Raw genomic sequence first — 24,940 nt, forward strand, 5'->3', positions numbered from 1 at the left:
CAACGGTTATTCGGCGGCCATCTCCGCAGGATACAGGCCACGGACATAGGCGGAGACGGCCTGGATCTCGTCATCGGTGAGATTGGCGGCGATGCCGTTCATCACCGAGGCCTGGCCGTAACCGGAACGCTCACCCGAGCGGTAGAGCATGAGCTGATCCATGGTGTACTGGGTTTTCTGGCCACTGAGGCGCGGATACCCGCTGCTGGGCAAACCCATGCCGGCCGGCCCGTGGCAGCTGACACAGGCCGGTACACCCTTTTCGGCGATCCCGCCCATGTAGATGCTCCGCCCGGTGGCCAGCAGCTCTTCGGGGGTCTCGCCGATCTCGGCCTCGAGGCCTTCGTAATACACCGCCAGATCGGCCATGGTCTGCTCGTCCAGGCCAGCGGCCTGGCCCAGCATGATGGCGTTGGCCCGCTCACCGGATTTGTAGTACTTGAGTTGCTCGAAGATGTAATCGGCATGCTGCCCGGCCAGGTTCGGCCATTCCGGCGACATGCTGTTGCCCTGCTGGCCATGACAGGCCGCGCAGGCCGCCGCTGCGTTCTCGCCGCGCTTGGGATCGGCATTGTCCAGTTGCGCCCAGGCCACCGGGGTCAGCAGCAGAAAGGCGAACAGCGCGGGGATCAGATGTTTGGTCATGGTCGGCACAACTCTCGAGTACAATCGTCGGATTTATACCAACGACCCCTCGAGGGGTCAATTTGAATCGGGGATTTTGCCGTGTCGCTGGACTACCGTCAGGCCGCTTTCTCGCTCTCTGCACCGGACAGGCAACAGCTGCCGGCGGACACCGGGGCCGAGGTGGCCTTCGCCGGGCGCTCCAATGCCGGCAAATCCAGTGCACTGAATGCCATTACCGATCAAAAGCAGCTGGCCCGGGTCAGCAAGACCCCGGGCCGTACCCAGCAGATCAATGTCTTTCCGCTGGATGCGACCCACCGGCTGATCGATCTGCCGGGCTACGGCTATGCCAAGGCACCACCAGCGGTCCGCGAGCACTGGCAGCAGGCCCTGCCCGCCTATCTGGAATGCCGCCAAAGCCTGCGCGGGCTGATCCTGATCAGCGATATCCGCCACGCCCTCAACCCGCTGGACGAGCAGATGCTCGCCTGGTGCGAAGCCGCCGGGCTGGCGGTGCATATCCTTTTGAGCAAGGCCGACAAACTCCGCCGCGGCCCGGCGGGCAACACCGCCGCGCGCATCGCCCCGGCAGCGGCGCGCCTTTGTCCCGGTGCGACGGTGCAGCTTTTCTCGGCGACGACCCGGCAGGGCGTGGACGAGGCCCGGGCCCGTCTGGACGAGTGGCTTTTGGCCGATGATCGGGCATAAAAAACCCCGGAGCCCATGGGGAGTGGGCCCCGGGGACCTTGGGGCCGGCCTTGGGGGCAGAACCGGCCCCGAGTGGCCCGCTAGCAAGGGAGGGAGTAGCGGGCCGCGCCGGGCACTGGCGCAACTGTAATGACAGCAGCCGGTGGCGATGAGTTCAGTGGGCGGCGTCCCAGTTTTCGCCCACGCCGATATCCACCTCCAGCGGCACATCCAGCTCGGCGGCGTGGGTCATGAACTCGCGGATGCGCTCGCCGACCGCCTCGGCCCGATCGGCCGGGACCTCGAGTACCAGCTCGTCATGGACCTGCATGACCAGCGCCACATCGCTCGCCTCGGACTCAATCCATGCGTCCACGGCAATCATGGCGCGTTTGATGATATCCGCCGCGGTGCCCTGCATGGGGGCGTTGATGGCCGTGCGCTCGGCGTACTGACGGCGCTGGTTGTTGCGGCTGTAGATCTCGGGCAGATAGAGCCGCCGACCGTAGACCGTCTCGACATAGCCCTGCTCGCGGGCCTGGGCGCGGATTCGGTCCATAAAATCCCGCACCCCGGGGTAGCGCTCGAAGTAGCGATCCACATAGGTCTGGGCCTCGCCGCGCTCGATGCCCAGCTGCCGGGCCAGTCCCCAGGCGGACATGCCGTAGATCAGCCCGAAGTTGATGGCCTTGGCCGCCCGGCGCTGCTCGTCGCCGACCTGGCCGGGCTCACCGCCGAAGACCTCGGCGGCGGTGGCGGCATGGATGTCCTCGCCCTGCTCGAAGGCCTTGAGCAGCCCGGCATCCCCCGAGAGATGGGCCATGATCCGAAGCTCGACCTGGGAGTAGTCGGCGGCCATCAGCACGTGGCCGGCGGCCGGGACGAAGGCACGCCGGATACGCCGGCCCTCGGCCGAGCGCACGGGGATGTTCTGCAGATTGGGGTCGGATGAGGAAAGCCGCCCGGTGGCCGCCACCGCCTGGTGATACGAGGTATGCACCCGGCCCGTTTCGGTGTTGATGAGCTGGGGCAGTTTTTCGGTATAGGTCGAGCGCAGCTTGGAGACCCCGCGATAGTCAAGGATCAGCCGGGGCAACTCGTGGCCCTGGGCGGCGAGCTCTTCGAGCACCGACTCGGCGGTGGATGGCGCACCCTTGGGGGTTTTGGCGAGCACCGGCAGGCCCTGGCGCTCATAGAGGATCTCCTGGATCTGCTTGGGCGAGCCCAGGTTGAACGCCCCGCCGGCGGCTTCGTGAGCCTCGCCCTCGAGGCGCTGCATGGTCTCGGCCAGCTCCTGGCTTTGCTGGCGCAGCCGATCGGCATCCACCCGCACTCCGGTCCGCTCGATGCGCGAGAGCACCGGCAGCAAAGGGATCTCGATGTCTTCGTACACCGATCGTGGGCCTTCGAGGTCGGCGAGCTGCGGCCAGATGGCCTGGTGCAGCCGCAGGGTGATGTCCGCATCCTCGGCGGCATAGTCCACCGCCTGGTCCAGCGCCACCTGGTCGAAGGTGATCTGCTTGGCGCCCTTGCCGGCCACCGCCTCGTAGGCGATGGGCTGGTAGTTGAGATACTGACCGGCCAGGGTGTCCATGTCGTGCCGCGAGGCGGCGGCGTCCAGGCAATAGGACTCGAGCATGGTGTCGTGGACCACGCCCCGCAGGGTGATGCCGTGGTTGGCCAGAACGCTCATGTCGTATTTGAGGTTCTGCCCCAGCTTGGGCCGGTCCGGGTCCTCGAGCAGCGGCCGGAGCCGCTCGAGGGTGGCATCGCGGTCGAGCTGCTCGGGCTGGTCAGGGCCGGTATGGGCAAGCGGCAGGTAGGCGGCCTCGCCGGCTTTCACGGCAAACGACACCCCCACGATGCGGGCTTTCATGTACTCGAGGCTGTCCGTCTCAAGGTCAAGGGCAAAGCACTCGGCCTCTGCCAGGCGCGCCAGCCAGTCATTGAGGCTTGCCTGATCCTGGATGCCGACATAATCGGCATCGGGGCAGTCGCTGTTGTACCGGTCCACGGCCGGCTGGCCGGGCGGGTCGCCGGCGTCATCGCCTGCGAGTTCGCGCAGCCAGGTGTTGAACCCCAGCGACTTGAACCACCCCACCAGGGCCTCGCGATCGGGTTCGCCCAGGCGGATATCCAGCGGCGCCAGGGGCAGGTCGACATCGCAGTGGATGGTGGCCAGTTGCTGCGAGAGGGCCAGCTCGTCGAGATGGGCGCGCAGGTTTTCGCCCACCTTGCCGCCAATCTCCTCGGCGTGCTCGCGAATGCCCGCCAGCGAACCATACTGGTTGAGCCATTTGACCGCGGTCTTGGGCCCCACCTTGGGCACACCGGGGATGTTGTCGACGCTATCCCCCACCAGGGCCAGATAATCGATGATGCACCCCGGCGGGATGCCGAATTTCTCGACCACCCCATCGTGGTCGAGCACCGTGTTGGACATGGTGTTGAGCAGGGTGACATCGCCGTTGACCAGCTGCGCCATGTCCTTGTCGCCGGTCGAGATCAGCAGACTGAGGCCGGCCTCGCGACCGTGCACCGCCAGGGTGCCGATGACATCGTCCGCCTCGACGCCACCGACCTCGATCAGCGGCAGCCCCATGGCCTGGACCACCGATTTGAGCGGCGCGATCTGGCAGGCCAGATCCTCGGGCATGGACGGGCGGTTGGCCTTGTATTCGGCGAAAAGCTCATCGCGAAAGGTCTTGCCCGGGGCGTCGAAGACCACCCCCATGTGCACCGGCTGGTAGTCCTGGATCAGCCGCCGGAGCATGCTGATGACACCATAAATGGCGCCGGTGGGCTCACCGGCGGGGTTGGTCAGCGGTGGCAGCGCGTGGTAGGCCCGGTAGAGATAGGACGAGCCATCCACCAGCAATAACCGTTTGTCGGGATCAACCATGAGCGCCTCCTGCTGACTGTATCGGCATGATAACCGCGCAAGCGGCTCAGGTGGGTTGCCCATCGCCGGCAACGCCCATGCGATCATGGGGTCTGACAGGTGTGAGGAGCGCAGCAATGAGCGTCGAACCCGGACATCCATCCAACCCCGACCCGGACGGTGGCCTGCTCAAGGGCGAGTCCTGGCGGATCTTTCAGATCATGGCCGAGTTTGTCGAAGGCTCGGAGCGGCTGGCGGCGCTGGGGCCGACGGTGAGCTTCTTTGGCTCGTCACGGGTGGCCGCGGATCATCCCTGGTATGAAAGCGCCCAGGACACCGCCCGGCGGCTGGCCGAGGCCGGGTTTGCCATCGTCAGCGGTGGCGGGCCGGGCATCATGGAGGCCGCCAACAAGGGAGCCCAGCAGGGCGGGGCGACCAGCGTGGGGCTCAACATCCAGCTGCCCCGCGAGCAGATCCCCAACGCCTATCAGGACATCCGGCTGTATTTCCGGCATTTTTTTGCCCGCAAGGTGATGTTCGTGAAATACGCCTCGGCCTATGTGGTCTACCCCGGCGGCTTTGGCACGCTGGATGAGCTCGGCGAGATCCTCACCCTGATCCAGACCGGCAAGAGCCGCCGCATCCCGGTGATCCTGGTCACCCAGTCCTACTGGCAGGGGCTATTGGACTGGATGGCGCAAAGCCTGGTGGCCGAGGGCAGCATCGACCGCACGGATCTGGATTTGCTCTGCCTGGTGGACCGGCCCGAGGCGGTCCTCGAAGCGGTGCTCGATCATTACCGCGGCCGGGGGATCGAGCCTTCGCAGGAAGAGCGCGAGCGCCAGCTCGATCTCTAGAGCCGCTCGAGGTTGGCGTAGGCAGCCACCAGCCACTTGGCGCCGACATCATCGAAGTTGACCTGGATGCGGGCATTGGGGCCGTTGCCCTCACAATCGAGCACCACCCCCTGGCCAAAACGGCTGTGCTGGACCCGCTCGCCCAGGCCGAACGCTGCCTCGGCCACCGCGCCGGCCCCCAGGCCATCGCCAGCGCCGGCCGCGCCCGGGCCGGTCACCGAGAACCGGGCCCGGACCTCGTCCACCAGCTCGGCGGGCAGCTCGCGGATAAAGCGCGAGGCGATGCCAAAGTCATCCCGGCCGTGTAGCCGGCGACGCTCGGCGTAGGTGATGACCAGCTGGCGCCGGGCTCGGGTGATGCCCACATAGGCAAGCCGCCGTTCCTCCTCGAGCCGGCCGGGCTCCTCGACGGACATGCGATGGGGGAAAAGCCCTTCCTCGACGCCCACCAGAAAGACCACCGGAAACTCCAGGCCCTTGGCCGAGTGCAACGTCATCAGCTGGACGCAGTCCTCCCAGGCGTCGGCCTGACCCTCGCCGGCCTCGAGTGCGGCGTGGGCCAGAAAGGCGGTGAGGGTGTCCATGCCCTCCTCGATTTCACCGTCCTGCTCAAAGCTGCGAGCGGCGGTGATGAGCTCATCCAGGTTCTCCAGCCGGTCCTGGGAACGTTCGGAGCGGTCCTTGGCCACATGGGCGCGCAGACCGGTTCGCTCGAGCACGGTTTCGATGCGATCGGGCAGGGTCATCTCGGCGGTCTCGGCGGCCAGCCGGTCGATCAGCCCGACAAAGGCGCCCAGGGCATTGACCGCCCGGGCCGAGAGGCTGCCGCGGTTTTCCATCAACCCCCGGGCGGCCACCCAGAGGCTGACCGCCTGCTCGCGGGCGGTCAGGCGGATGGCCTCGAGGGTGCGATTGCCGATGCCCCGGGTGGGGGTATTGATGACCCGCTCCAGCGCGGCGCTGTCATCCCGGTTGGCAAGCAACCGCAGGTAGGCGAGCGCGTCCTTGATCTCGGCGCGCTCAAAAAAGCGCAGCCCACCATAGACCCGATACGGGATACGACGGGCCAGCAACGCCTCTTCAAAAGTCCGCGACTGGGCATTGCTGCGGTAGAGGATGGCGATGTCGCTGCGGCGCAGGTTGTCCTCTTCGACCTGGCGCATCAGCCGTTCGACCACAAAGCGGGCCTCGTCCTGTTCGTTGAACGCCGCATAAAGGGCGATGGGCTCGCCCCGCTCGCCCTCGGTCCAGAGCTTTTTGCCCAACCGGTCGCTGTTTTGGGCGATCAGCGTGTTGGCCGCCTCGAGGATGGTGGCGGTGGAGCGGTAGTTCTGCTCCAGCCGCATGACCTGGGTGTTGCTGTAGTCGTTGCGAAAGCGCTGCAGGTTCTCCACCCGGGCGCCCCGCCAGCCATAGATGGACTGATCGTCGTCGCCGACGATAAAGACATCGGCCTCGGGGCCGGCGAGCAGCTTGAGCCACTGATACTGAATGCCATTGGTGTCCTGGAACTCGTCCACCAGGACGTGGCGGAACCGCCGACGGTAGTGGCCGAGCAGCTCGAGGTGGTTTTGCAGCATCTCGACGGTGCGCAGCATCAGCTCGGCAAAATCCACCACCCCGGCGCTGCGGCAGGCGGATTCGTAGGCCTGATAGACCCGGCCCATCTGGCCGCTGTAGGGATCATCCAGGTCCAGGTCCTCGGGCCGTTCGCCGGCATCCTTGCGGGCATTGATAAAGCCCTGGACCTGGCGGACCGGCCAGCGGTTTTCATCCACCTCGAGATCGCGCATGACCCGTTTGACCAGCCGGCGCTGATCCTCGCTGTCGAGGATCTGAAAGCCCTGGGGCAGACCGGCCTCGTGCCAGTGAAGCCGCAACAGCCGGTGGCTGAGCCCGTGAAAGGTCCCCACCCACATGCCTGAGCCGGAGACCCCCAGCAGTGACTCGATGCGACCGCGCATCTCGCTGGCGGCCTTGTTGGTAAAGGTCACCGCCAGCAGGTTGTACGGGGTGGCACCCTCTACCCGGACCAGCCAGGCGGCCCGGTGGGTGAGCACCCGGGTTTTGCCACTGCCGGCGCCGGCCAGTACCAGGGCGTGGCCGAGCGGGGCGGAGACCGCCTCGCGCTGGGCGGTGTTGAGCGGGTCGATGAGATCAGAGACATCCATGGGCGGCGAGTATATCAACCGGCCCGGGGCAGGGTGTCGGGCAGATCACGCACCGGCGGCAGCTCGCGAATGAGGTCGGCGAGGGCGTTGATCACCGGCTCGCGGGCACAGCCCCGGCGGCGGTAGATGGCAAGCTCACGGACCGGTGGCTCGCCGGCGAAGCGTCGTACCACCAACCCCTCGGTGGCGGTGCCCGGCGGGTCCACCGCCAGCGCCGGCAACAGCGTCACCCCGGCGCCCGAGGCGACCATCTGCCGCAGGGTCTCCAGGCTGGTGGCGCGAAAATCCTGTTGCTGCTGAGCGCCCACCCGTGAGCAGAAATCCAGTGCCTGATCGCGCATGCAATGGCCTTCCTCGAGCAACAGCATGGGCGCGGCGTCCAGATCGGCTCGCCGGATTTTGCGCTGCCGGGCCAGGGGGTGGTCCGCCGGCATGGCCACCTCGAAAGGCTCACGGAAAAGCGACTGGGCGATCAGGCCTTCATCAGGTACCGGGGCGCCCATGATGGCGGCATCCAGGGTGCCCTCCTGCAGCCGCTGGGTGAGTCCACTGGTGCGCTCTTCATGCAGCAGCACCCGCAGCTTGGGGTAGCGCTCGCGCAGCACCGGGAAGAGATGCGGGATGAGGTAGGGCCCCAGGGTGGGGATGATCCCCAGGCGCAGCTCACCGCTCATCGGATCACCGGCGGCCCGGGCCACATGCACCAGATCGTCCACCTCGGCGAGGATCTGCCGGGCCCGCTCGGTGACCACCCGGCCGATGGGGGTGACCAGCACCTTCTTGCTGGTGCGCTCGACCAGCTGGACTTCGAGGTAGTCCTCGAGCTTTTTGATCTGGGTGCTGAGCGTCGGCTGGCTGACATAGCAGGCCGCGGCGGCGCGGCCGAAGTGCTGGTGATCGGCCACCGCCACCAGATAGCGCAGGTCACGGAAGTTCACCTGAATCATGATGCCGCTTAGAGCTCCCGTGCGAGTTCGGACCACAACCGCGCATAGGCCACACTCGCCGGCGAACGCGGTGCGAATGCCATGAGCGGCTCACGTCGTAGACTCATCTTCTCTACCTCCGTCGAGTAGGGAATCCATGTCTCGTAGCACCGGCGCAACGAGGTGGGCCTGGCCGCCACCCAGTCACGATGGAGCCGGCGCCGTCGGTCGACCATGGTTAAAAACGCCCGCAGTTTGTCACGCCCGTAGCGCCTCCGGTCAAAATGCCCCTCCATCTGCCGCCAGGCATTGAGCGATAACGGGGCGGGGATCAACGGGCAAAGGACCCGGTCGGCGGCCCGGACGACCGCTTCGGCCAGTCGCGAAAAACTCGGCGGGCAGTCCAGGAGCAACAAGCCATAACTCTCGGAGAAGGGCTCGAGCAGCCCGTGCAAAAGCCGCCCGCCATCCTTGCCCTTTTCGATCAGCGCATCGAGATGACGCAGCGACTCGTCGGCGGGTAACAGATCCAGATAGGGCCAGCGGGTGCGCTGACGCTCTTTGCCAATCGGCGCGTTGCGGCGGAACAGCTTCTTGGGTGCCCGCCCAAGCCCCGGGCGGGCGTTCAGACACCAGGTCGCAGCAGCCTGCGGATCGAGATCCCATAGCAGCGTCGGCAACCCACCACGAGCCGCCTGGTCGGCCAGATTGACCGCCGCGGCGGTTTTACCGACGCCGCCTTTTAGATTGTGCAGGGCAACGATATGCATGACCCGGCCACGCCGACTTGAAAAGCCGATAGTCTAGCGCGCTGACCGGGTCTTTTGGCGGCTTCGCCAATCCGCGAGCCGCAATCGTTAATTGCCGAGGCAATCCATCATGCGGTCGGCGAGATCACGCAACAGCGTCGGGTAGAACGACGCACCGCTTGGGATGTCGCTGCCAAGCGGGTCGAGTACCCCGGTGTCCGCATCGGTGCCGTCAACCACGCTGGCCACCAGTCCGGGATTGAACTGGGGCTCGGCGAACACACATCGCACGTCAGCCTCGGCGACGGCGTCGCGCACCCGGGCGATGCGCGCGGGGCTGGGGTCGCTGGCATCACTCAGCGCAATGGCGCCGGCGTGGTTTAACCCGAAGCGCGCCTCGAAATACTGATAGGCGTCGTGGAAAACGATGTAGGGCGTGTCGCGGACCGGCGCCAACTGCTGGTCGATCGTCGCGGTAAGTTCCGTTAACCGGGACTGGGCCGCGCGGGCGTTTCGCTGGTAGACCGCCGCGTTGGCCGGATCGGCGTCAGCGAGGGTATCAGCGATTAGGCCCAGCCAGGCCCGGGCATTGCCTGGATCCAGCCAGGCATGGGGGTCGACCCCGTCGTGGGCATGATCGTGATCATGGGCGTGTGCATCCGAGTGATCATCGTGATCGTGCGCTTCGTGTCCGTGCGAGTCATGAGTCTCATGGTCGTGCGAGTCATGATCGTGGGCTTCGTCTCCCTCGGGCTCATGCGCTTCGTGGTCGTGGGCGTCGTGATCGTGGGCATCCGCGTGATCGTGGCCATCTTCACGGAACATCCGCTGATCGGTCACCGAGGCGGCCAGCAACCCAACCTGCCGGGCGTCGCCGGCCAGGTTGCCGAGTCCGTTGGCAAGCCAGGGGGTGAGCGCCGGCCCGATCCAGAAAACGATCTCGGCATCCTCCAGCGCCGCGGCCTCGGAGGGGCGCAGCGAGTAGCTGTGGGGTGAGGCGCCCCGCTGGATGACGAGCGCGGGCTCGCCGACGCCGTCCATCACCTGGCTGACCAGCGAGTGAACGGGGGTGATATCCGTGGCGACCTGTGGCGCGGCCTGCGCCGACAGGCCCATCACCAGCATAAGGGCGGTTGCAGCGCCCATAAGCCGGCTGATCAATGCTCGGGGTGATCGGTTGATGGTTGACATCATGACCTCCTGCCGAAAACGTTATGTTATACTATAACACTACCGATTGCGTTATCGTCCACGGGCTCTCACAGATGGATACCGGCGCCGCCATGCACCCGACCCACTCACCCACCGCGCTGATCGAAGCCACCGACCTCTGCGTGGGGTTTGGCGGTCGCTCGGTGCTCGAGCATATCGACCTCGCCCTGAACCCCGGTGAAATCGTCACCGTGGTGGGGCCCAATGGCTCGGGCAAATCGACGCTGCTGCGCGCCCTCATCGGCGCCATTGATCCTGACCGGGGGCAGGTGCGCAAGGCGGCGGGGCTGCGCATCGGCTATGTCCCCCAGCGACTGCACATCGACCCGACGCTGCCGCTTAGTGTGCGGCGGTTTCTCAACCTGCCCGGTCGCCACCCCCGCGCGCAGGTCGACAAGGCCCTGGCTCGGGCGGGCATCCCGCAACAGGGAGACATCGCCATGACCCAGCTCTCGGGCGGGCAATTCCAGCGCGCATTGATGGCCCGGGCGCTGATGGACGAGCCGGATCTTTTGATGCTCGATGAGGCCTCGCAGGGGCTCGATCAAACGGGCACCGCCGATTTCTACCGACAGCTCGAAGTCATCCGTGATGAGATTGGCTGCGGCATCCTCATGGTCAGCCACGATCTGCACGTGGTGATGCGGGCCGCCGACCGGGTGATCTGCATCAACCACCACATCTGCTGCCAGGGCCGGCCCGAGGCGGTGACCGCCGCGCCGGAATACCGCGCGCTCTTTGGCACCGACGACGAGACCGCACTCGCCATCTTTCGCCACGATCCCCACCAGCACCCCCACGATCATGACGACGAGGTGCGGGATGCTGGATGATTTTATGGCGCGCGCGGCCCTGGCCGGGCTGGGCGTGGTCCTGGCGGCGGCACCGCTTGGCTGTTTTGTGGTCTGGCGCCGGATGGCCTTTTTTGGCGCCGCCACGGCCCATGCCGCGGTCCTGGGTGTGGCGATCTCGCTGGCGCTGTCGATCTCGGTTTTTGCCGGCGTGCTGGCGGTGGCTTTGCTCATGGCCATTCTGGTCACCCTGACCAGCGGCCGGGGCTATGCGATGGACACCCTGCTGGGGGTGATGGCGCACTCGTCGCTGGCCTTCGGGCTGGTGGCGGTGTCGTTTCTCACCGATGTGCGCATCGATCTGATGGCCTATCTATTCGGGGATATCCTGGCGGTGGGCCGGGGCGATCTGGCGGTGATCTGGAGCGGCTCGCTGCTGGTGCTCGCGCTCATGGCCTGGCGTTGGCAACCGCTGCTGCTGGCCACGGTCAGCGAGGATCTGGCCTATGCCGAGGGCGGCACCCCCCGGCGCGAGAGCCTGTATCTGACCGTGGCCCTGGCCGTGGTGGTGGCGGTGGCCATCAAGGTGGTCGGGGTGTTGCTGATCGCCGCGTTGCTGATCATCCCCGCCGCCACCGCCCGGGCCTTTAGCACCACCCCGGAGGCCATGGCCGGCGGCGCGGCGGTGGTGGGTGTGGGATCGGTCCTGTTGGGGCTTTGGGGGTCGTGGGAGCTGGATACCCCCACCGGCCCGACCATTGTCTGCGTCGCCACGGTGGCGTTTTTGCTGATCACCTCGCTGGCGCGGCTCACTCGCGCCAGAGCCCTGCACTAAGCCCGGTGGCCCGGCGTATGCGGCGGCGGACCGCGGCATCAAAGCCCCGCCGCCCGCCGGGGAGCACCAGCGTGACCCGCTGACGGGCCCGGGTTACCCCGGTGTAGAGCAGCTCCCGGGTTAAAAGCGGGCTGTCGCCCGGCGGCAGGACCAGGGCCACGGCGTCAAACTCCGAGCCCTGGGATTTATGCACGGTCATGGCATAGACGGTCTCGGCACTGCCAAGCCGCAGCGGGCTGACCCAGCGGACCGTCGCCCCCCCGGCCGCCGGCGGGAAGGCCACCCGGGGGCGTCCATCGACGCTCAGGGTGACGCCCACATCACCATTCATCAGTCCCAGGGCATAGTCGTTGCGGGTCATCATCACCGGCCGGCCCGGGTACCAGACCGATCCGGCAGGGATCAGCCCGGCGCGCATCAGCCAGGCCTCGATCTGCTCATTGAGCCCCAGCACGCCCCAGGGCCCGTGGCGCACCGCGGCGAGCACCTGAAACCGCCGGTGTTCGGCCAATACCCGGCCCGCCCATCGGTCACGCTCGGCCGCCGTGGGCGGGGCGGCGGCCGCCTGCTCGAGATAGGTCCGATAACCGGCGACCACCGGCTCGCGCAGGGCCGCGGTATCCGGGGTTTCCGGATAGCGGGTGTCGATGCCGCCCTCACCCCCGGCGACGCCATCCAGCGCGTCCGCCCGGCCGTCATTGATGGCCCGGGCCAGCCGGCCAACATCGCTGTCGCCGGCAAACCGATGACTGTCCCGCAGCATGACCACCGCCTGATCCAGCGGCTCGCCCCGGGGGTCGAGCTGCTCGGCGGGGAGCGCCTCGCCGGTGGCAAGCGCTAGCCACTGACAGGTCGCATCGTTGTAGTGGCCGGCCTCGGCCCGGGCGCAGAGCTCGCCGAGCACCGCCCCGGCCTCTACTGAGGCGAGTTGATCCCGATCACCCAGCAGCACCAGCCGAGCCGACGCCGGCAATGCGGCGAGCAGCGCGGCCATCATGCGCAGATCCACCATCGAGGCCTCATCGACCACCAGCACATCCAGCGGCAGGGGCCGGTCGGGATGATAACGGGGCCGGCCGCCACCGGCGGTCAAGCCCAACAATCGATGCAGGGTTTGGACCCGGCTGGGGATACCGGCCTGGATCACGCCGGGGTCATCGCTGACCTCGGCCAGCGGCAGCGCCTCGAGCCGGCCGCGGATGGATTCGTCCAGCCGGGCGGCGGCCTTGCCCGTGGGCGCGGCCAACCCCATGCGCGGGGCGGGCTCGCCCTGGGCATGGGCGGTGGCCTGCAGCAGCACCAAAAGCTTTAACACCGTGGTGGTCTTGCCCGTCCCCGGCCCGCCGGTGATCACCGCCAACCGCCCCCGGGCGGCCAGGGCGCAGGCGATGCGTTGCCAGTCGGTGCCCCCGGCACCCGCGGTCTCGGCAAAAAGCGCGTCGATGCGCGGCCGCAACGGCGCCGGCGACGGTGTTGCCGGATCGCGCAGCCGATCGGTGAGCCCGTCGATCACCTGCTGTTCGTACTGCCAGTACCGGCGCAGGTAGAGCCGATGGCCCACCCGGACCAGCGGGGTGCTGCCCGGCCCGTCGCCGACCACCGCCGGATCATCCAGGGCGCGCTGCCAACCGGCGAGATCCAGTCCACCAAGCACCGTGGCCGGCGCCGGGATATCCGCCTCGGCGGTGGTGCCCGCCCGGTCCTGGGGCGGGAGCGAGAGCACCGAGCCCGGATCGGCCAGGGCCGCGGGCAGATCCAGGCAGACATGGCCGCGGCCGAGTTGATGGCTGGCCAGGGCGGCGGCCAGCAACAACGCCTCGTCTACGCCGGCGCGTTGGCCGTGGATAAACCGGGCAAGCGCCAGGTCCACCGATCGGATCCATCCGGCATCCCGCCAGGCCTGGAGGACGTTGAGAATGTCCCGCGGTTCAGTCATGGCCGAGCTCCCGGTCCAGGCTGTCGATCACTGCCGGGTCGGGGCGCTCGACGTGCACCCCGGCCCCGGGGGCATCGATCCCCCGCAGAAAAAGCGAGATGGCACCGCCCAGGTGGTGATCGGGGTCGTAGTCCGGCAGGCGCACCCGCAACAGCCGGTGCAGGGCCAGTAGATAAAGCGTGGACTGCAGGTCATAGCGACGGCTGAGCAGCTCGGCCTGGATGGTGGCCGGCGTATAGGCCTGATCATCCGGGCCCAGCCAGGTGGATTTGTAATCCAGCACGTAATACCGGCCCTGATGGACGAACACCAGATCGATAAAGCCCTTGAGCAGGCCGTTGAGCTTGCCGGGGGCGAGCGGTGGGCGGGCGGCACCCCCCAGGGTGGCAGCGGTGATCTGCGTATCGAGTCGCTCGATGGCGCCGTTGCTGGCGCCCAGATAGAACTCGAGCTCCGCCACCTGGGCGGCGGTCTCACAAAGGGCGATGGCCCCGACGTCATCGTTGAGGGGCAAGGGGGTGGCGATCACCCGCCACAGCCAGTCGCTGATCGCGGATGCATGATCCTGCCAGCCGCGCAGCTGCGCGCCCTGCTCGACCCGGCGGGCCAGCGGCGAGGCATCGTCGCGAAGCCGCCGCAGCCCCTGCCGGGTGGCCCATTCCAGGCAGTCATGAAGAAAACTGCCCGTGGCCGCGCCGCGGGGCAGACGGTGGCAGATCGTGATCTCGGCGGCCGTCGCGGCACCGGCCGAGCGGTGGGGCGTGGACTCGTCGGCCAGCAGGGTCTCGGTGCGGGCGGCGGTGGTCATCGCTGCGCGGCGATCGCGCAGGGCGGAGTAGCTGGCGATCCACCAGTCCACCCGGGGCGTGCCGGTGTAGCGCCGCCCCGGCTGGGTGGCCGGCGTCTCGGCCGGGCCCTGATAGCGCTCGGCCCGGGTGTCGGGGGCGGGCGCGATCACCCAGTGGCCTGTGGTGGGCTGAACATCATCGGGGCGGTCGCCCAGCAGGCTGGCAAGGGCACTGTCGGGCAGGGTCTTGCGCGGGCAGATGCCGACAAACGCCGCGTATTCCGCCCGGGTCAAGGCCACATACAGCTTGCGCACGGCCTCGGCCAGGGCCGCTTCGGCCGCGTCCGGCCCGGCCTCGGCATCGTTGTGACCGCTCACGCGTACCCGCCCTTCGTCATCGTGCCAACGAACAATGGCATCGCCTGTTCCCGACTGGGGCCCTTCGGTGGCAAAGGGCAGAAACACCACCGGATACTGCAGGCCCTTGGATTTATGCACCGTCACCACCCGCACCAGGTGGGCATCGCTCTCGAGCCGCATCTGATGGGCATCCCCGGCCGCCTGATCATCGGCGGCCTCGATGGCCTCGAGCAGGTGGCGCAAAAGGGCATGTTCGCCATCCAGCCCGCGACCGGCCTGCTGCAACAGCTCGGCGATATGCAACCAATCGGTCAGCGCCCGCTCGCCGGCGAGCGGGTCCGCAAGCAGCCGCGCCGGCACCTTAAAGCCATGGAGCAGGTCATGGACCATGGGCAGCACCCCCTGTCGCCGCCAGACCCGGCGCAACCGCCGCAGATGCTCGATCATCGCCTCGAGGGCCGATTCGTCGTAGTTGAGGGCGTCAAGCTCCGCCGCCGTCCAGCCCAGGCTGCGAGTGGCGAGCGCCGAACGAAGCGCCACCGGATCATCGGGCTCGGCGACCGCCCGCAGGCAAAGGGCCATCTCGGCAGCCTGGGGCGTGGCATAGACCGAGTCCTTGTCCGAGAGATAGACACTGCGAAGCCCCCGCTCGCGCATGGCCTGGCGGATCAGCGCGGCCTCGTTGCGGCTATTCACCAGCACGGCGATGTCTTCGGGACGCAACGGCTGCTGCCACCCGGTATCGTCGCCAAAGCCGGCCTCACCGGCCTGAGCCGCGTTGAGCAGCCGGACGATGTGACTGGCACAGGCGGCGGCCATGGCATCGCGGTCGCGGCCCTTGGCGGGCGCTTTGTCGTCATCGGGCTCGGGCAGGGTCCAGAGGGTGAGCGCCGGGGCGCTGCCCGGCGGTTGCCCCGCATCGTGTCCCGGGGACGGAGCAATCAGCGCGTCGTCCCGACCGGCGGCGAGGGCCGGTTCGAAGGGCAGGGGATTGGCATCGCCGCGCCGAAAGCGAAAGGCGCCGGGCCCGTCCGGCCGCTCCTCGGCGATGGCGAACAGCGCGTTGACCGCCTCGACCATGCCGGTGACCGCCCGGTAGTTGGTGCGCAGGGTATGGCGCCGTTCGCCGCAGGCCGACCGGGCCTTGAGATAGGTGTGGATGTCGGCGCCCCGAAAGGCATAGATCGACTGCTTGGGATCGCCGATCATCACCACGGCGGTCTCGGGCCGGTTGGCGGCGATATCGTAGATCCGGTCGAAGAGCCGGTACTGCAGCGGGTCGGTATCCTGGAACTCGTCGATAAGCACCGTGGGATAGCGCTCGCGGATCATCGCGGCAAGCGCCTCGCCCCCCTCACCGGCGAGCCCGGCGTCGAGCTCGCCGAGCAGATCATCGAAGCCAAGCTCGTTGGCCCGCTGCCGGTCGGCTTCGAATCGCTGCCGTATCCAGTCGCCGGCATGGGCGAAAAACGCCAGGCGGCCATCGTCCGGTGGCCGGGCAAGGGCCGCCTTGAGCTCGGGCAGCGCCAGGATAAGCTGGGTCCGGGGCGGCTCGCCGGTCCGCCAGGCCCCGGCCAGGCCTTCGACGGTGAGGCGCTCCCAACCCTTGCCCAGATCCAGGGGATAGGGCTCGGGCGCGGTCGCCCAGGCCTCGAGCTTTTTCAGCCAGCCTTCGACGTTAGCCGGTTTCAGCGATTGGCGATCGATCTGGTTGGCCTCATCGGCGGCCCGAAAGGCCTCGCGGAATTCGGCGATCCACGCCACCCAGGGTTGCGCGGTGAGGCTTTCCAGCCACGCCGCCCGTCGGCGACGGCCGGCGGCCACCGCGGCGGCCGGCGGCAGGGGCGTATCCGGTCGCTCGCCGCCACCAAGCAGCGGCCGGATGGATTGGTAAAGCGCGTCGGGGTCGGCACACCAATCGATGACCACCGCCGCCTCCGCCGGCGCCAGCGAGGCCAGATGGCAACGCCAGTAATCCCGCACCGCTTGCATCTGACGGGGGCGCAGATCACTGACCAGGTGCTGCTCGAAGAGACTGTCGCTGGCAAAGGCATGCTCGCGCAGCATGCGATGGGCCCAGCCGTGGATGGTAAAAATGGCCGCCTCGTCCATCCACTCGGCCGCCCGGGTCAGGCGACGGGCACAATAGGGCCATTCCGCCGGGTCGAAGGCATCGCGCAGGCGCTGAAGAAAATCGCCGGCATCGGCATCCGCCGACGGGTCGTCGCCAAAAAAACCGGCGGCGGCGGTGAGCTGGGCGCGGATGCGATCCCGAAGCTCCTCGGTGGCGGCGTGGGTGAAGGTCACCACCAGGATCTGCGGCGGCAGCAATGGATGGCAGCCATGGCCAAGGACCTGTCGCAGGTAGAGCCGGGTGATGGCGGTGGTCTTGCCGGTCCCGGCGCTCGCCTCGATCAGCTGGCTGCCCGCGAGGGGGAATGTCAGCGGGTCGAGCGCCTGGCTCATGGCGACGCCTCGTCCGCCACCCGGGCGGCGTCGAGCAGGGGTCGATAGATGGCCTCGGCCAGCGCTGCAAAATCGCTGTCGGCCAAAAGCGCGGCGTAGTCGGGGTAGAGTCGCGCCACGTAGGGGCTTTTCTCGACCTCGCCGTGCATCTGCCGGTTACCCTCATAGGTGGTCTGCGCGGCGGTGGTGGTCGGGCTTTTGGCATGGGCGAGGGCCGTGCGAGGGGGCAACGCCACGGGCCGGCACCGGCCTTCCTGCCAGAGCGCCACCACCCGGGCCAGCCACCGGCGCGCGGTGTCACAGGCCACCGGGTCGATCACCGCATCCTGGTCGCGGCCGATCACCCGGGTGGTCACCTCGCCAACCACAGCGTTGGCCAGCAGATGCACCAGCCACGGCGCCACCAACCGATCGTAACGAAGCCCGTTTTTTTTCATCTCGCTGGGCTCAAAACCAACGATCAGCGCCGCGTGGTCGTCATCCGCCGGATGCCGCAGCGCCGGCAGGGTATCCATCAGCCGCAGGCCGAGATCAAGCTCGACCCGGCCGGGCGCACTCGCCCTTGGCCAACGCCGGCAGACCGCCGCATAGCGCTCGGCCATGGCGGCCACGTCGCCGACAAGCGCCTGGGCCTGCCAGGCGCCGGGCCCCTCCCCGGGGATATCCCCGGCCCGTGCCATCGCTTCCAGCGCGGGCTGCAGATCCACCGGCTGGGTGGCCGGGTCGGGGGTTGCGGTGAGGGCCTCGATCAATTGCCGGCCGACACGCCAGCGCATCAGCCCGTCCAGGGCCAGGGCTTCCTCGTCCTCGGCGGCATCCAGCCGCTGACTGAATGACACCCCCAGCCGGTCGCGAAAAAAATCCCGGGTGGGGTCGCGCAAAAAGGTCTGCAGCATGGCCAGGTCAACCACGGTCTCGAGGCCGTCCACCGGCGCCGGTTCGGGCAGCGGCTGTGGGGCAAAGGCCGAACCGGGGTCGGCCCCGCCGGCCTGCGCCGGGTCGCGCCACTCACCGGCAAAGGTATAAAGCCCATCCACCCCCGAGGTCGCGGTGCCGGGCTCGAAGTACTGCCGCGAGAAAGGCTGCAGGGGATGGGTCTGGGTGAGGGCATCGAGCAGTGACTGATCCGGCGGGCCGGCGCCCTCGGCCAGCCGCCAGCCGGCTTCGAGATGATCCCGCAGCTGGCCGACCAGCACCGAGGCCGGCCGGGGCGTGTTGTCATTGACGCTGCGCCCCACCCACGAGCAGTAGAAATAGCGCCGGGCCGAGAGCAGGGCCTCGAGAAACAGATAGCGGTCGTCCTCGCGGCGCGAGCGATCGCCGGGCCGGTAGTCGGCGGCCATCAAATCGAAATCCGCCGCCGGACGGGCCCGGGGATAGTCGCCATCGTTCATGCCCAGCAGGGCGACCAAGCGAAAGGGCACGGCGCGCATGGGCATCAGGGTGGCGAAGGCCACCGAGCCGGCCAGAAAACGCTGCGATACCCCTCCCTGCTCGAGTTGCCCGGTCCAGCAATCCGCCACCACACTCGCCGGCAAGGGCTCGTCAAAGCCCGCGGCGGCCATCTCGTCACGCCAGTCCCGCAGCGCCGATTCAAGATCCAGCAGCGCGGCCTGCTCGTCGCTGTCCGCGGGCTCGAACAAGGCCGCCAGCCAGTCCTGCCATAAGGCCACCCACGCATCGGCGTCGCGGGGGGTTTGTTGTTGTCCCCAGATCTCACCGAGCCACCGGACAAGCCCCTCGAGCTGGCCCACCAGCGCGGCCTCGAGCCCCCCGGTCTCGGCAAACGGGGCGATATCCTGCCACGGCGCCCGGGTCTCGCCGGTGGCATAGCCAAGCAGCATGCGCTCCAAGCCGTGGGCCCAGGTGTGGCGGGGGTGGTCGCCGGCGGGCAGGCCCAGGGCCTGGCGATGGGCGCTGTCCAGTCCCCAGCGGACATTGACCGCCTCGAGCCAGCGATGGAGCCGGGGCAGATCAGCGGCATCGATGCCGAAGCGCCGACGCAAAGCCGGGACCTCGAGCAAATCGAGCACCTGGCTGACGCCAAGACGGGATTCGCTCAACCGCAGCAGCTGCTCGACGGCCTGGACGATGGGGTCGGTCTGCCGCGGACCCTGATCGGCGATGTCAAAGGGGATGTGGCGCGGGTCATCCCGGCCATAGCGGCCAAAGACCGCCTGGATATGCGGTGCATAGGCCTCGATATCGGGGACCATGACCAGACAGTTGCCCGGGTGGAGGTCGTCATCCGACTCCATCAGCGCGAGCAGCCGGTCATGCAGCACCTCCACCTCGCGCTGGGGGCTGTGGGTTGAGTGAAAGCGTATCGAGGTGTCCCGCGCCGGATCCACGCCGGGCCATTGCGCGCGGGTCTCTGGCAGGGTGCGCAGCGAGAGGATGTCATCCTGGAGCTGCTCGAGCAGCGTCTCGCCGCCCGGGGCGCGGAAGATATCCGCCGGCTCGCCCATGGCTTCGAGCACCGCGGTATCCGCGTCCCGCGAGCGGATCCGGTCCTGGTTGGTGAGCAGGCCGATGAAATCCCGCCCCTGCCGACCCCAGGCCGCCAGCAGCGGATGGCCGTGGGGGTGGAGATCGGCCGGATCCGGGGGGCGGCTCGCCGCGGGCCGTCGCGGGTGGCGGCCGGCTGCCCCGGGGATTAACGCCCGATCCTCGATGATATCAGCCCAGTAATACTGGCAGGGGTTGTGGACACACAAAAGGACCTGGGTCCAGCGGGCGATGGCCCCCAGCACCTCGAGCGCCTGACGGGGCAGGGACGAGAGGCCGAAGACAAAGACCCGGGCTGGCAGTCCCGCCGGCCGGGACCCATCCGGCCAGTCCCGCACCGCCTCGAGAAAGGCCGCATGGGCGGCGGCCCGGCCGTGGCCGATCGGCGCCCGGGCCCAGTCGACATCCTGCTGCAGATCCTCGAGCACCGCCCGCCACAGCGCGGCCTGCCAGCGATCGGCGCCGAGGGGCCTTGGCTCGCCCAGCGCATCCATCCAGACATCCTCGCCGGCGGCCCAGGCGGCCAGCCAGTCGGCGCGATAGACCTGGTACTGGTCATAGAGATCGGCGAGACGCTGGCAGAGCTGCAGACGCCGACGCATGCCCTCGTCGGCGCGCAGAAACCGGGCGAGCGGGGCGAAGGCCGGGTCGTCGAGGGTTTGGGGCAGCACCCGCATCAACCGCCAGACAAGGCGTGGCTTGTCCACCGGCGAGGCCTCGGGCACGGCATCGGCGCCCAGCACCGCACGATAGGCCCACCAGGTAAACCGCGCCGGGAGCACCGTCTCCAACCCGGCACAGATGCCCAGGCCACCGCCAAAGAGCGCCGCCGGATCATCCGCCGATCCCGGCTGGCCGGCCAGCGAGAAGGTCAGCCACTGGGCCATGCCGTTGCTCTGGGTGATCACGGTGTCCCGGCCAAGGGGTGGCGGCGGGTAGCGCTGCATCCAGCGCACCACTAGGTCGCGCAGATCCTCGGCTCGGTTGCCGTGGATCACCAGAAAACCGGGGTGGAACCCGGGTTGATCGGTCAGCGCATTGGCGTGGTGGTCCATACGCCCAGGGTTAGCCGTCGCTGCGACGGATTTTGTCGTTGCAGGCCCGATCCAGCGCCTGATCGAGATCGGCGATCAGATCATCCGCCTCCTCCAGGCCGATACTCAGGCGCACCAGTGCACCGCGATCATCCCAGCCATCGACGCTGCGATTGGCCCGTACGTCACAGGGCAGGGCGAGGCTTTCGAACCCGCCCCAGGAAGCCCCCCGGCCAAAGAGCTTGAGGCCATCCACGAAGGCCGTCACCCGCGTCGAAGCGGCGGCCGTGAGCTCGAGGGTGAAAAGCCCGGCGGCCCCGTCAAACCGCTGTTGCCACAGGGCATGGTCGGGGCTGGAGGGCAGCGCCGGGTAATGCACCGCCGCCACCTCGGGCCGCTGCTCAAGCCACGCCGCCACCGCCCGTGCGCGTTGGGCGTGGGCCGGGTAGCGGATGTGCAGGGTGCGGGCGCCACGAAGGACCAGGGCACAGTCGTCGGCGGATACCGCCAGGCCCAGCAGGACACTGGTCTCGTGGAGGGTCTCGTAAGCCGCCGCCGTGGCGGTCACCGAGCCCATCAGCACATCCGAATGCCCCCCCAGATACTTGGTGCCGGCGACGATGGACAGATCGGCTCCGTCCTCGAGCGGGCGATAGCAATAGCCTGAGGCCCAGGTGTTGTCGCAGGCCACCCAGATATCGCCATGGGCACGGGCGGTGCGCACCACCGCGGCGATGTCCTGCAGCTCCATGGTCACCGAGCCGGGGGTTTCGGTGTAGATCATGCGGGTCTCGGGCCGGATCATCGCCGCCAGATCCGGCTCGCGGGGGCTGTAGAAGTCGTAGGCGATGCCGCGCTGGCCCAGAAAGCGGTTGAGCATCTGCCGAACCGGCGAGTAGACGGTATCCACCACCAGCACATGATCACCGGGGCGGAGCAACCCCAGGAACACCGCGGCAATGGCCTCGAGCCCGGAGCTGTAGAGCTTGGTGCCGTGGCCGGCCTCGAGCTCGGTGATCAGCCCCTCCAGGGCAAAGGCGGTGGGGGTGCCCCGGACCCCGTAGGTAAAGGACTGGGCGCTTTCGGTCCCCGGGCGAATGGCCGCCTGCATCTCGGCCATGGAGGCAAAATCCACCGTCGAGGCGCGCACTACCGGCGGATTCACCGGTCGGCGGCCGTCGCTGTAATCCGGCCTTGCGGCATGAACCAGGCGGGTCCCTCGCTTCACGGTCGCTCTCCGTTTTTTGTGACTGCCCTGCCGGCGTCATCATGGCAGCGCTGATGACAGCCGACCATACCTGTATGGTGAGATGCTCACTCATCAACACCGAGGTCTGTCATGGAAGTGATGTACACCACAACGGGGACCGCCACCGGCGGTCGCGATGGTCACGCGTCGATTGCCGACGGCAACCTGGATGTCAAGCTCACCGCGCCCAAAGAGCTGGGCGGGCCAGGGGGCGATGGCACCAACCCCGAACAGCTTTTCGCCTGTGGCTACTCGGCCTGCTTTCTGGGGGCCATGCAGTTTGCCGGCGGCCAGGCCGGCATCAGCGTCCCCGCCGAGACATCGGTCACCGCGACGGTATCACTGGGAAAGCGCGACGATGGCAACGGCTTTACCATCGCCGTTAAGCTGCAGGTCGCGCTGCCGGGCGTCGATCGCGCCGATGCCGAGGCGTTGGTGGAAAAGGCCCATGTGGTCTGCCCCTACTCCTATGCCACCCAGGGCAATATCGAGGTGACCACCGAGTTGGCCTAGCCCCGGGCGGGATGCGGCCGGGTCGGTGGCCCGGCCCGCGCCGCGGCCGCGACCCATCATCCGGGCGTCGACGCCTGCGTCGTCCGCTGCCGGGGCGCCCACCATCCGGCGTAGGCAAGCACTGCGAGGGCGGCCAGCAGCAGAAACGGCAGCACACTCAGGTTGAGCACCGCCCAGCCCACCGCCTCGAGCAGGGCGCTGGCGCTCAGCGCCGTCAACGAGACGATGCCAAACACCAGAAAATCATTGAGCGCCTGGGTGCGGCCCTTTTCTACCTCATCATGGACCCGCGTGAGCAGCGTCGTCCCGCCGATGAACATAAAATTCCACCCCACCCCCAGACAGACCAGCGCCGCCCAGTAGTGCCAGACCCCGTTGCCGGTGAGGTTGATGGCCACACAACCGAGCATCATTGCCACGCCGGCCTGGATCACGCTGACCACCCCCAATCGACGGATAAGCTCGCCGGTAAAAAACGAGGGCAGAAACATCGCCACCACGTGCCACTGAATGACGAAGGCGGTTTCGCTGAACGGGTGGGCATGGCCGGCCATCGCCAAGGGGGTGGCCACCATGATGATGTTCATCACCCCGTAGCCCACCGCCGCGGTGAGCACGGCCACGATAAAGCCCGGTTGCCGGGCAATCCGCGCCATGGACCGCCCCCCGTCGCCGGCCTGCGGCCGCGGTGGCCGGGGGATGCGCAACGCCGCCACCACCGCAATCGCCAGCAGATAGAACGCGCCGAGTACCAGATAGCTGCCGGCAAAGGCCGCCTCGAACCACCCCGAGGTCCAGCTGCCCAGGTTGGGTCCCATAAAGCCGGCGATAATGCCGCCGGCAAGCACCCACGAAATCGCCCGGCCCTTGTTGCCCTCGCCGGCCACATCGGCGGCGGCAAAGCGGAAGAACTGGCCGATGCCATTGAAGATGCCCAGCAGCACCGAGGCGAGGGCAAACAGCGCGAAAAGCCCCTGGAGGATGCTCGTCACCGCCAGGCCCACCCCCAAAAGCGCAAAGGCCAGCCCGGCCAGAAAGACAGGGCGTCGACCCAGCCGTTGCATCAGCAAAGAAGCCGGCACGGTGGTCGCGGTCATCGCGGCGAACTGCAACGCCAGCGGCAGCGTGCCCCAGGCCGGGTTGTCGGCAAGGGCCACCCCGACCAGCGCCGAGGTGGCAATCAAAAGCGAGCTGCCGGTCATCAAGATGGCCTGGCAGATCGCCAGCAAAGCGACATTGCGGGTCATGCCCGTCGCCGTCACGCCCGGTGCCCACCGAATCGTCGCGAGAGCTGCTCGCCGGTGCGTTGTGCCGGGCTGACCTGGGTGGTCATCCACACCGCGCCGGCATCGGTACTCACCCGCCGCAGCTGCCAGCGAAAGCGATAAAATCCACCATCCTGCGACACCACCTGGACCGCGAACACCGCGGCGGCATCGCCGATGCTCAGCCGCTGGATCTGGTGGCGGCGATGCTTGAGCAGCATGTTGTAACCCGGCCCCCGGATCATGCGGGTAAACCGCGCCAGCGGGCCGGTGATCGCCCGGTTACGGGGATGGGCAAAGGCCCAGACCTGGCGGATGCCACTGTTGATCGACGGTGTGTCGTTGGTCTGCAGGGCTTCGAGCTGGATGACGATGACCTCGCGGGCGGTGCGCTCGGGGTTGGGCTGCAGCAGTTCGGCCTTGGCGGCGACGCCGGCGGCGAAAAGCAGGCTCAGGCACAGGACAAGGGAACGGGGCCAGCGCCCCCGGGCGGAAAATCGGTTGGTCAACATAAGCGCGCTCCGGCGGGACGCGGCAGACGATTTCAGAACGCCCCGATCACAGGTAAGGTGATCCAAACGCGCCCTTTATGTCCAGTTTCGGGGGGAAAGCGGATGATCCAGACAACCTCGCGGGTGATCATCGACCGGCCACCGGAGGCGATCTTTGCGTTTGTCGTGGATGGCTTTCTCGACAACTATCCGCGTTGGTCGCCCGAGGTCAAAACCCTGCGCCCGCTGAGCGAGGGGCCGCTTGCCCCGGGCTGGAAGGCACGCCAGGTCCGCGTCGACCAGGGCCGACGCACCGCGACGGACTTTGTCGTCACCGAGCTGCAGCGCCCGCAGAAGGTGGCCTTTCGCGGGGTCACCGACCCCTACGGCATTGAATTCCGCCTCGATCCGCAGTCCGATACCCGCACCGAGCTGATCTTCAGCTTTGAGCTGGGTCAACTGGGCATGGCTTTTCGCCCCTTCGAAAAACTCATCAGGCATGCTGTCCAGGGCGGTGTCGAGCGGGTGACGCGCAATCTTAAAACCCTCGTCGAGCGCGAAACCCGCCCGGCCAACGACTAACAGGGGGAGACCG

Annotated in this window: 18 protein-coding genes; 6 read left to right on the forward strand and 12 right to left on the reverse strand. The window is 67.9% G+C overall.

Going from position 1 to position 24,940, the window contains the following annotated elements; all coding sequences use genetic code 11:
- Window positions 1-6 precede the first annotated feature (6 nt).
- Window positions 7-645, reverse strand: coding sequence for a c-type cytochrome (locus V6X73_RS06915; RefSeq protein WP_367959235.1), 639 nt, complete (start codon window positions 643-645; stop codon window positions 7-9).
- 81 nt (window positions 646-726) lie between these two features.
- Between V6X73_RS06915 and yihA the strand changes: the two genes are divergently transcribed.
- Window positions 727-1,335, forward strand: coding sequence for a ribosome biogenesis GTP-binding protein YihA/YsxC (gene yihA / locus V6X73_RS06920; protein WP_367959234.1), 609 nt, complete (start codon window positions 727-729; stop codon window positions 1,333-1,335).
- A gap of 154 nt (window positions 1,336-1,489) precedes the next feature.
- On the opposite strand, the gene polA is transcribed toward yihA, so the two are convergent.
- Window positions 1,490-4,216: a DNA polymerase I gene (gene polA, locus V6X73_RS06925; protein WP_367959232.1), complete on the reverse strand. Its 2,727-nt coding sequence runs from the start codon at window positions 4,214-4,216 to the stop codon at window positions 1,490-1,492.
- A gap of 116 nt (window positions 4,217-4,332) precedes the next feature.
- Between polA and V6X73_RS06930 the strand changes: the two genes are divergently transcribed.
- Window positions 4,333-5,052 carry an LOG family protein gene (locus V6X73_RS06930; protein ID WP_367959231.1) on the forward strand — a complete coding sequence of 240 codons (720 nt, stop codon included), beginning with the start codon at window positions 4,333-4,335 and terminating at the stop codon, window positions 5,050-5,052.
- Here the strand turns inward: V6X73_RS06930 and uvrD are convergent.
- The 4 genes from uvrD to V6X73_RS06950 form a co-directional block, all read right to left on the reverse strand.
- Entirely contained in the window at window positions 5,049-7,223 is a 2,175-nt protein-coding gene (gene uvrD, locus V6X73_RS06935) for a DNA helicase II (RefSeq protein WP_367959230.1), read from the reverse strand. The genes V6X73_RS06930 and uvrD overlap by 4 nt on opposite strands.
- A gap of 14 nt (window positions 7,224-7,237) precedes the next feature.
- On the reverse strand, window positions 7,238-8,170 hold the full coding sequence (locus tag V6X73_RS06940) for a LysR substrate-binding domain-containing protein (protein ID WP_367959229.1): 933 nt from the start codon (window positions 8,168-8,170) through the stop codon (window positions 7,238-7,240).
- Window positions 8,171-8,178: 8 nt separating this feature from the next.
- A complete protein-coding gene (locus V6X73_RS06945; RefSeq protein WP_367959228.1) occupies window positions 8,179-8,919 on the reverse strand; it encodes a ParA family protein in 741 nt (246 codons plus the stop codon).
- Between the two features lie 87 nt (window positions 8,920-9,006).
- Window positions 9,007-10,089, reverse strand: coding sequence for a zinc ABC transporter substrate-binding protein (locus V6X73_RS06950; protein WP_367991081.1), 1,083 nt, complete (start codon window positions 10,087-10,089; stop codon window positions 9,007-9,009).
- 74 nt (window positions 10,090-10,163) lie between these two features.
- Between V6X73_RS06950 and V6X73_RS06955 the strand changes: the two genes are divergently transcribed.
- Both V6X73_RS06955 and V6X73_RS06960 read left to right on the forward strand, forming a co-directional pair.
- On the forward strand, window positions 10,164-10,943 hold the full coding sequence (locus tag V6X73_RS06955) for a metal ABC transporter ATP-binding protein (protein WP_367959226.1): 780 nt from the start codon (window positions 10,164-10,166) through the stop codon (window positions 10,941-10,943).
- Entirely contained in the window at window positions 10,933-11,736 is an 804-nt protein-coding gene (locus tag V6X73_RS06960; RefSeq protein WP_367959225.1) for a metal ABC transporter permease, read from the forward strand. The genes V6X73_RS06955 and V6X73_RS06960 overlap by 11 nt, the downstream gene beginning before the upstream one ends.
- Here V6X73_RS06960 and recD read toward each other — a convergent pair.
- Genes recD through metC form a run of 4 tightly spaced genes read right to left on the reverse strand, consistent with a single transcriptional unit; the run spans window position 11,711 to window position 22,055 of the window.
- Window positions 11,711-13,672 (reverse strand): exodeoxyribonuclease V subunit alpha, encoded by a 1,962-nt coding sequence (recD, locus tag V6X73_RS06965; protein WP_367959224.1) that lies wholly within the window; start codon window positions 13,670-13,672, stop codon window positions 11,711-11,713. The two genes, V6X73_RS06960 and recD, sit on opposite strands and share 26 nt — an antisense overlap.
- Window positions 13,665-17,285 carry an exodeoxyribonuclease V subunit beta gene (gene recB / locus V6X73_RS06970; RefSeq protein WP_367959223.1) on the reverse strand — a complete coding sequence of 1,207 codons (3,621 nt, stop codon included), beginning with the start codon at window positions 17,283-17,285 and terminating at the stop codon, window positions 13,665-13,667. Before recB ends, recD begins: the two co-directional genes overlap by 8 nt.
- Window positions 17,282-20,848, reverse strand: a complete 3,567-nt coding sequence (recC, locus tag V6X73_RS06975) for an exodeoxyribonuclease V subunit gamma (RefSeq protein WP_367959222.1) — start codon at window positions 20,846-20,848, stop codon at window positions 17,282-17,284. The genes recB and recC overlap by 4 nt, the downstream gene beginning before the upstream one ends.
- Window positions 20,849-20,858: 10 nt before the next feature.
- Window positions 20,859-22,055, reverse strand: coding sequence for a cystathionine beta-lyase (gene metC, locus V6X73_RS06980; RefSeq protein WP_367959221.1), 1,197 nt, complete (start codon window positions 22,053-22,055; stop codon window positions 20,859-20,861).
- 111 nt (window positions 22,056-22,166) lie between these two features.
- Between metC and V6X73_RS06985 the strand changes: the two genes are divergently transcribed.
- Window positions 22,167-22,589 carry an organic hydroperoxide resistance protein gene (locus tag V6X73_RS06985; RefSeq protein ID WP_367959220.1) on the forward strand — a complete coding sequence of 141 codons (423 nt, stop codon included), beginning with the start codon at window positions 22,167-22,169 and terminating at the stop codon, window positions 22,587-22,589.
- Between the two features lie 56 nt (window positions 22,590-22,645).
- On the opposite strand, the gene V6X73_RS06990 is transcribed toward V6X73_RS06985, so the two are convergent.
- Together V6X73_RS06990 and V6X73_RS06995 are read right to left on the reverse strand one after the other, a co-directional pair.
- Entirely contained in the window at window positions 22,646-23,836 is a 1,191-nt protein-coding gene (locus V6X73_RS06990) for an MFS transporter (protein WP_367959219.1), read from the reverse strand.
- Window positions 23,837-23,847: 11 nt separating this feature from the next.
- Window positions 23,848-24,366, reverse strand: coding sequence for a DUF4864 domain-containing protein (locus tag V6X73_RS06995; protein WP_367959218.1), 519 nt, complete (start codon window positions 24,364-24,366; stop codon window positions 23,848-23,850).
- Window positions 24,367-24,468: 102 nt separating this feature from the next.
- Here V6X73_RS06995 and V6X73_RS07000 point away from each other — a divergent pair, with 102 nt between their 5' ends.
- The gene (locus V6X73_RS07000) at window positions 24,469-24,927 is read left to right on the forward strand and encodes an SRPBCC family protein (protein ID WP_367959217.1); all 459 of its coding nucleotides are present in this window, start codon (window positions 24,469-24,471) and stop codon (window positions 24,925-24,927) included.
- The last annotated feature ends 13 nt before the right edge of the window (window positions 24,928-24,940 follow it).

This window comes from Spiribacter pallidus, from assembly GCF_040838495.1.
Taxonomy (GTDB): Bacteria; Pseudomonadota; Gammaproteobacteria; order Nitrococcales; family Nitrococcaceae; genus Spiribacter; species Spiribacter pallidus.

Bases quoted from the DNA above. Each gene is read 5' to 3' on its own strand.
- V6X73_RS06915 (WP_367959235.1), bottom strand. From the start codon at position 645: ATGACCAAACATCTGATCCCCGCGCTGTTCGCCTTTCTGCTGCTGACC.
- polA (WP_367959232.1), bottom strand. From the start codon at position 4,216: ATGGTTGATCCCGACAAACGGTTATTGCTGGTGGATGGCTCGTCCTAT.
- V6X73_RS06930 (WP_367959231.1), top strand. From the start codon at position 4,333: ATGAGCGTCGAACCCGGACATCCATCCAACCCCGACCCGGACGGTGGC.
- uvrD (WP_367959230.1), bottom strand. From the start codon at position 7,223: ATGGATGTCTCTGATCTCATCGACCCGCTCAACACCGCCCAGCGCGAG.
- V6X73_RS06940 (WP_367959229.1), bottom strand. From the start codon at position 8,170: ATGATTCAGGTGAACTTCCGTGACCTGCGCTATCTGGTGGCGGTGGCC.
- V6X73_RS06945 (WP_367959228.1), bottom strand. From the start codon at position 8,919: ATGCATATCGTTGCCCTGCACAATCTAAAAGGCGGCGTCGGTAAAACC.
- V6X73_RS06950 (WP_367991081.1), bottom strand. From the start codon at position 10,089: ATGTCAACCATCAACCGATCACCCCGAGCATTGATCAGCCGGCTTATG.
- V6X73_RS06955 (WP_367959226.1), top strand. From the start codon at position 10,164: ATGGATACCGGCGCCGCCATGCACCCGACCCACTCACCCACCGCGCTG.
- V6X73_RS06960 (WP_367959225.1), top strand. From the start codon at position 10,933: ATGCTGGATGATTTTATGGCGCGCGCGGCCCTGGCCGGGCTGGGCGTG.
- recD (WP_367959224.1), bottom strand. From the start codon at position 13,672: ATGACTGAACCGCGGGACATTCTCAACGTCCTCCAGGCCTGGCGGGAT.
- recB (WP_367959223.1), bottom strand. From the start codon at position 17,285: ATGAGCCAGGCGCTCGACCCGCTGACATTCCCCCTCGCGGGCAGCCAG.
- recC (WP_367959222.1), bottom strand. From the start codon at position 20,848: ATGGACCACCACGCCAATGCGCTGACCGATCAACCCGGGTTCCACCCC.
- V6X73_RS06985 (WP_367959220.1), top strand. From the start codon at position 22,167: ATGGAAGTGATGTACACCACAACGGGGACCGCCACCGGCGGTCGCGAT.
- V6X73_RS06990 (WP_367959219.1), bottom strand. From the start codon at position 23,836: ATGACCCGCAATGTCGCTTTGCTGGCGATCTGCCAGGCCATCTTGATG.
- V6X73_RS06995 (WP_367959218.1), bottom strand. From the start codon at position 24,366: ATGTTGACCAACCGATTTTCCGCCCGGGGGCGCTGGCCCCGTTCCCTT.
- V6X73_RS07000 (WP_367959217.1), top strand. From the start codon at position 24,469: ATGATCCAGACAACCTCGCGGGTGATCATCGACCGGCCACCGGAGGCG.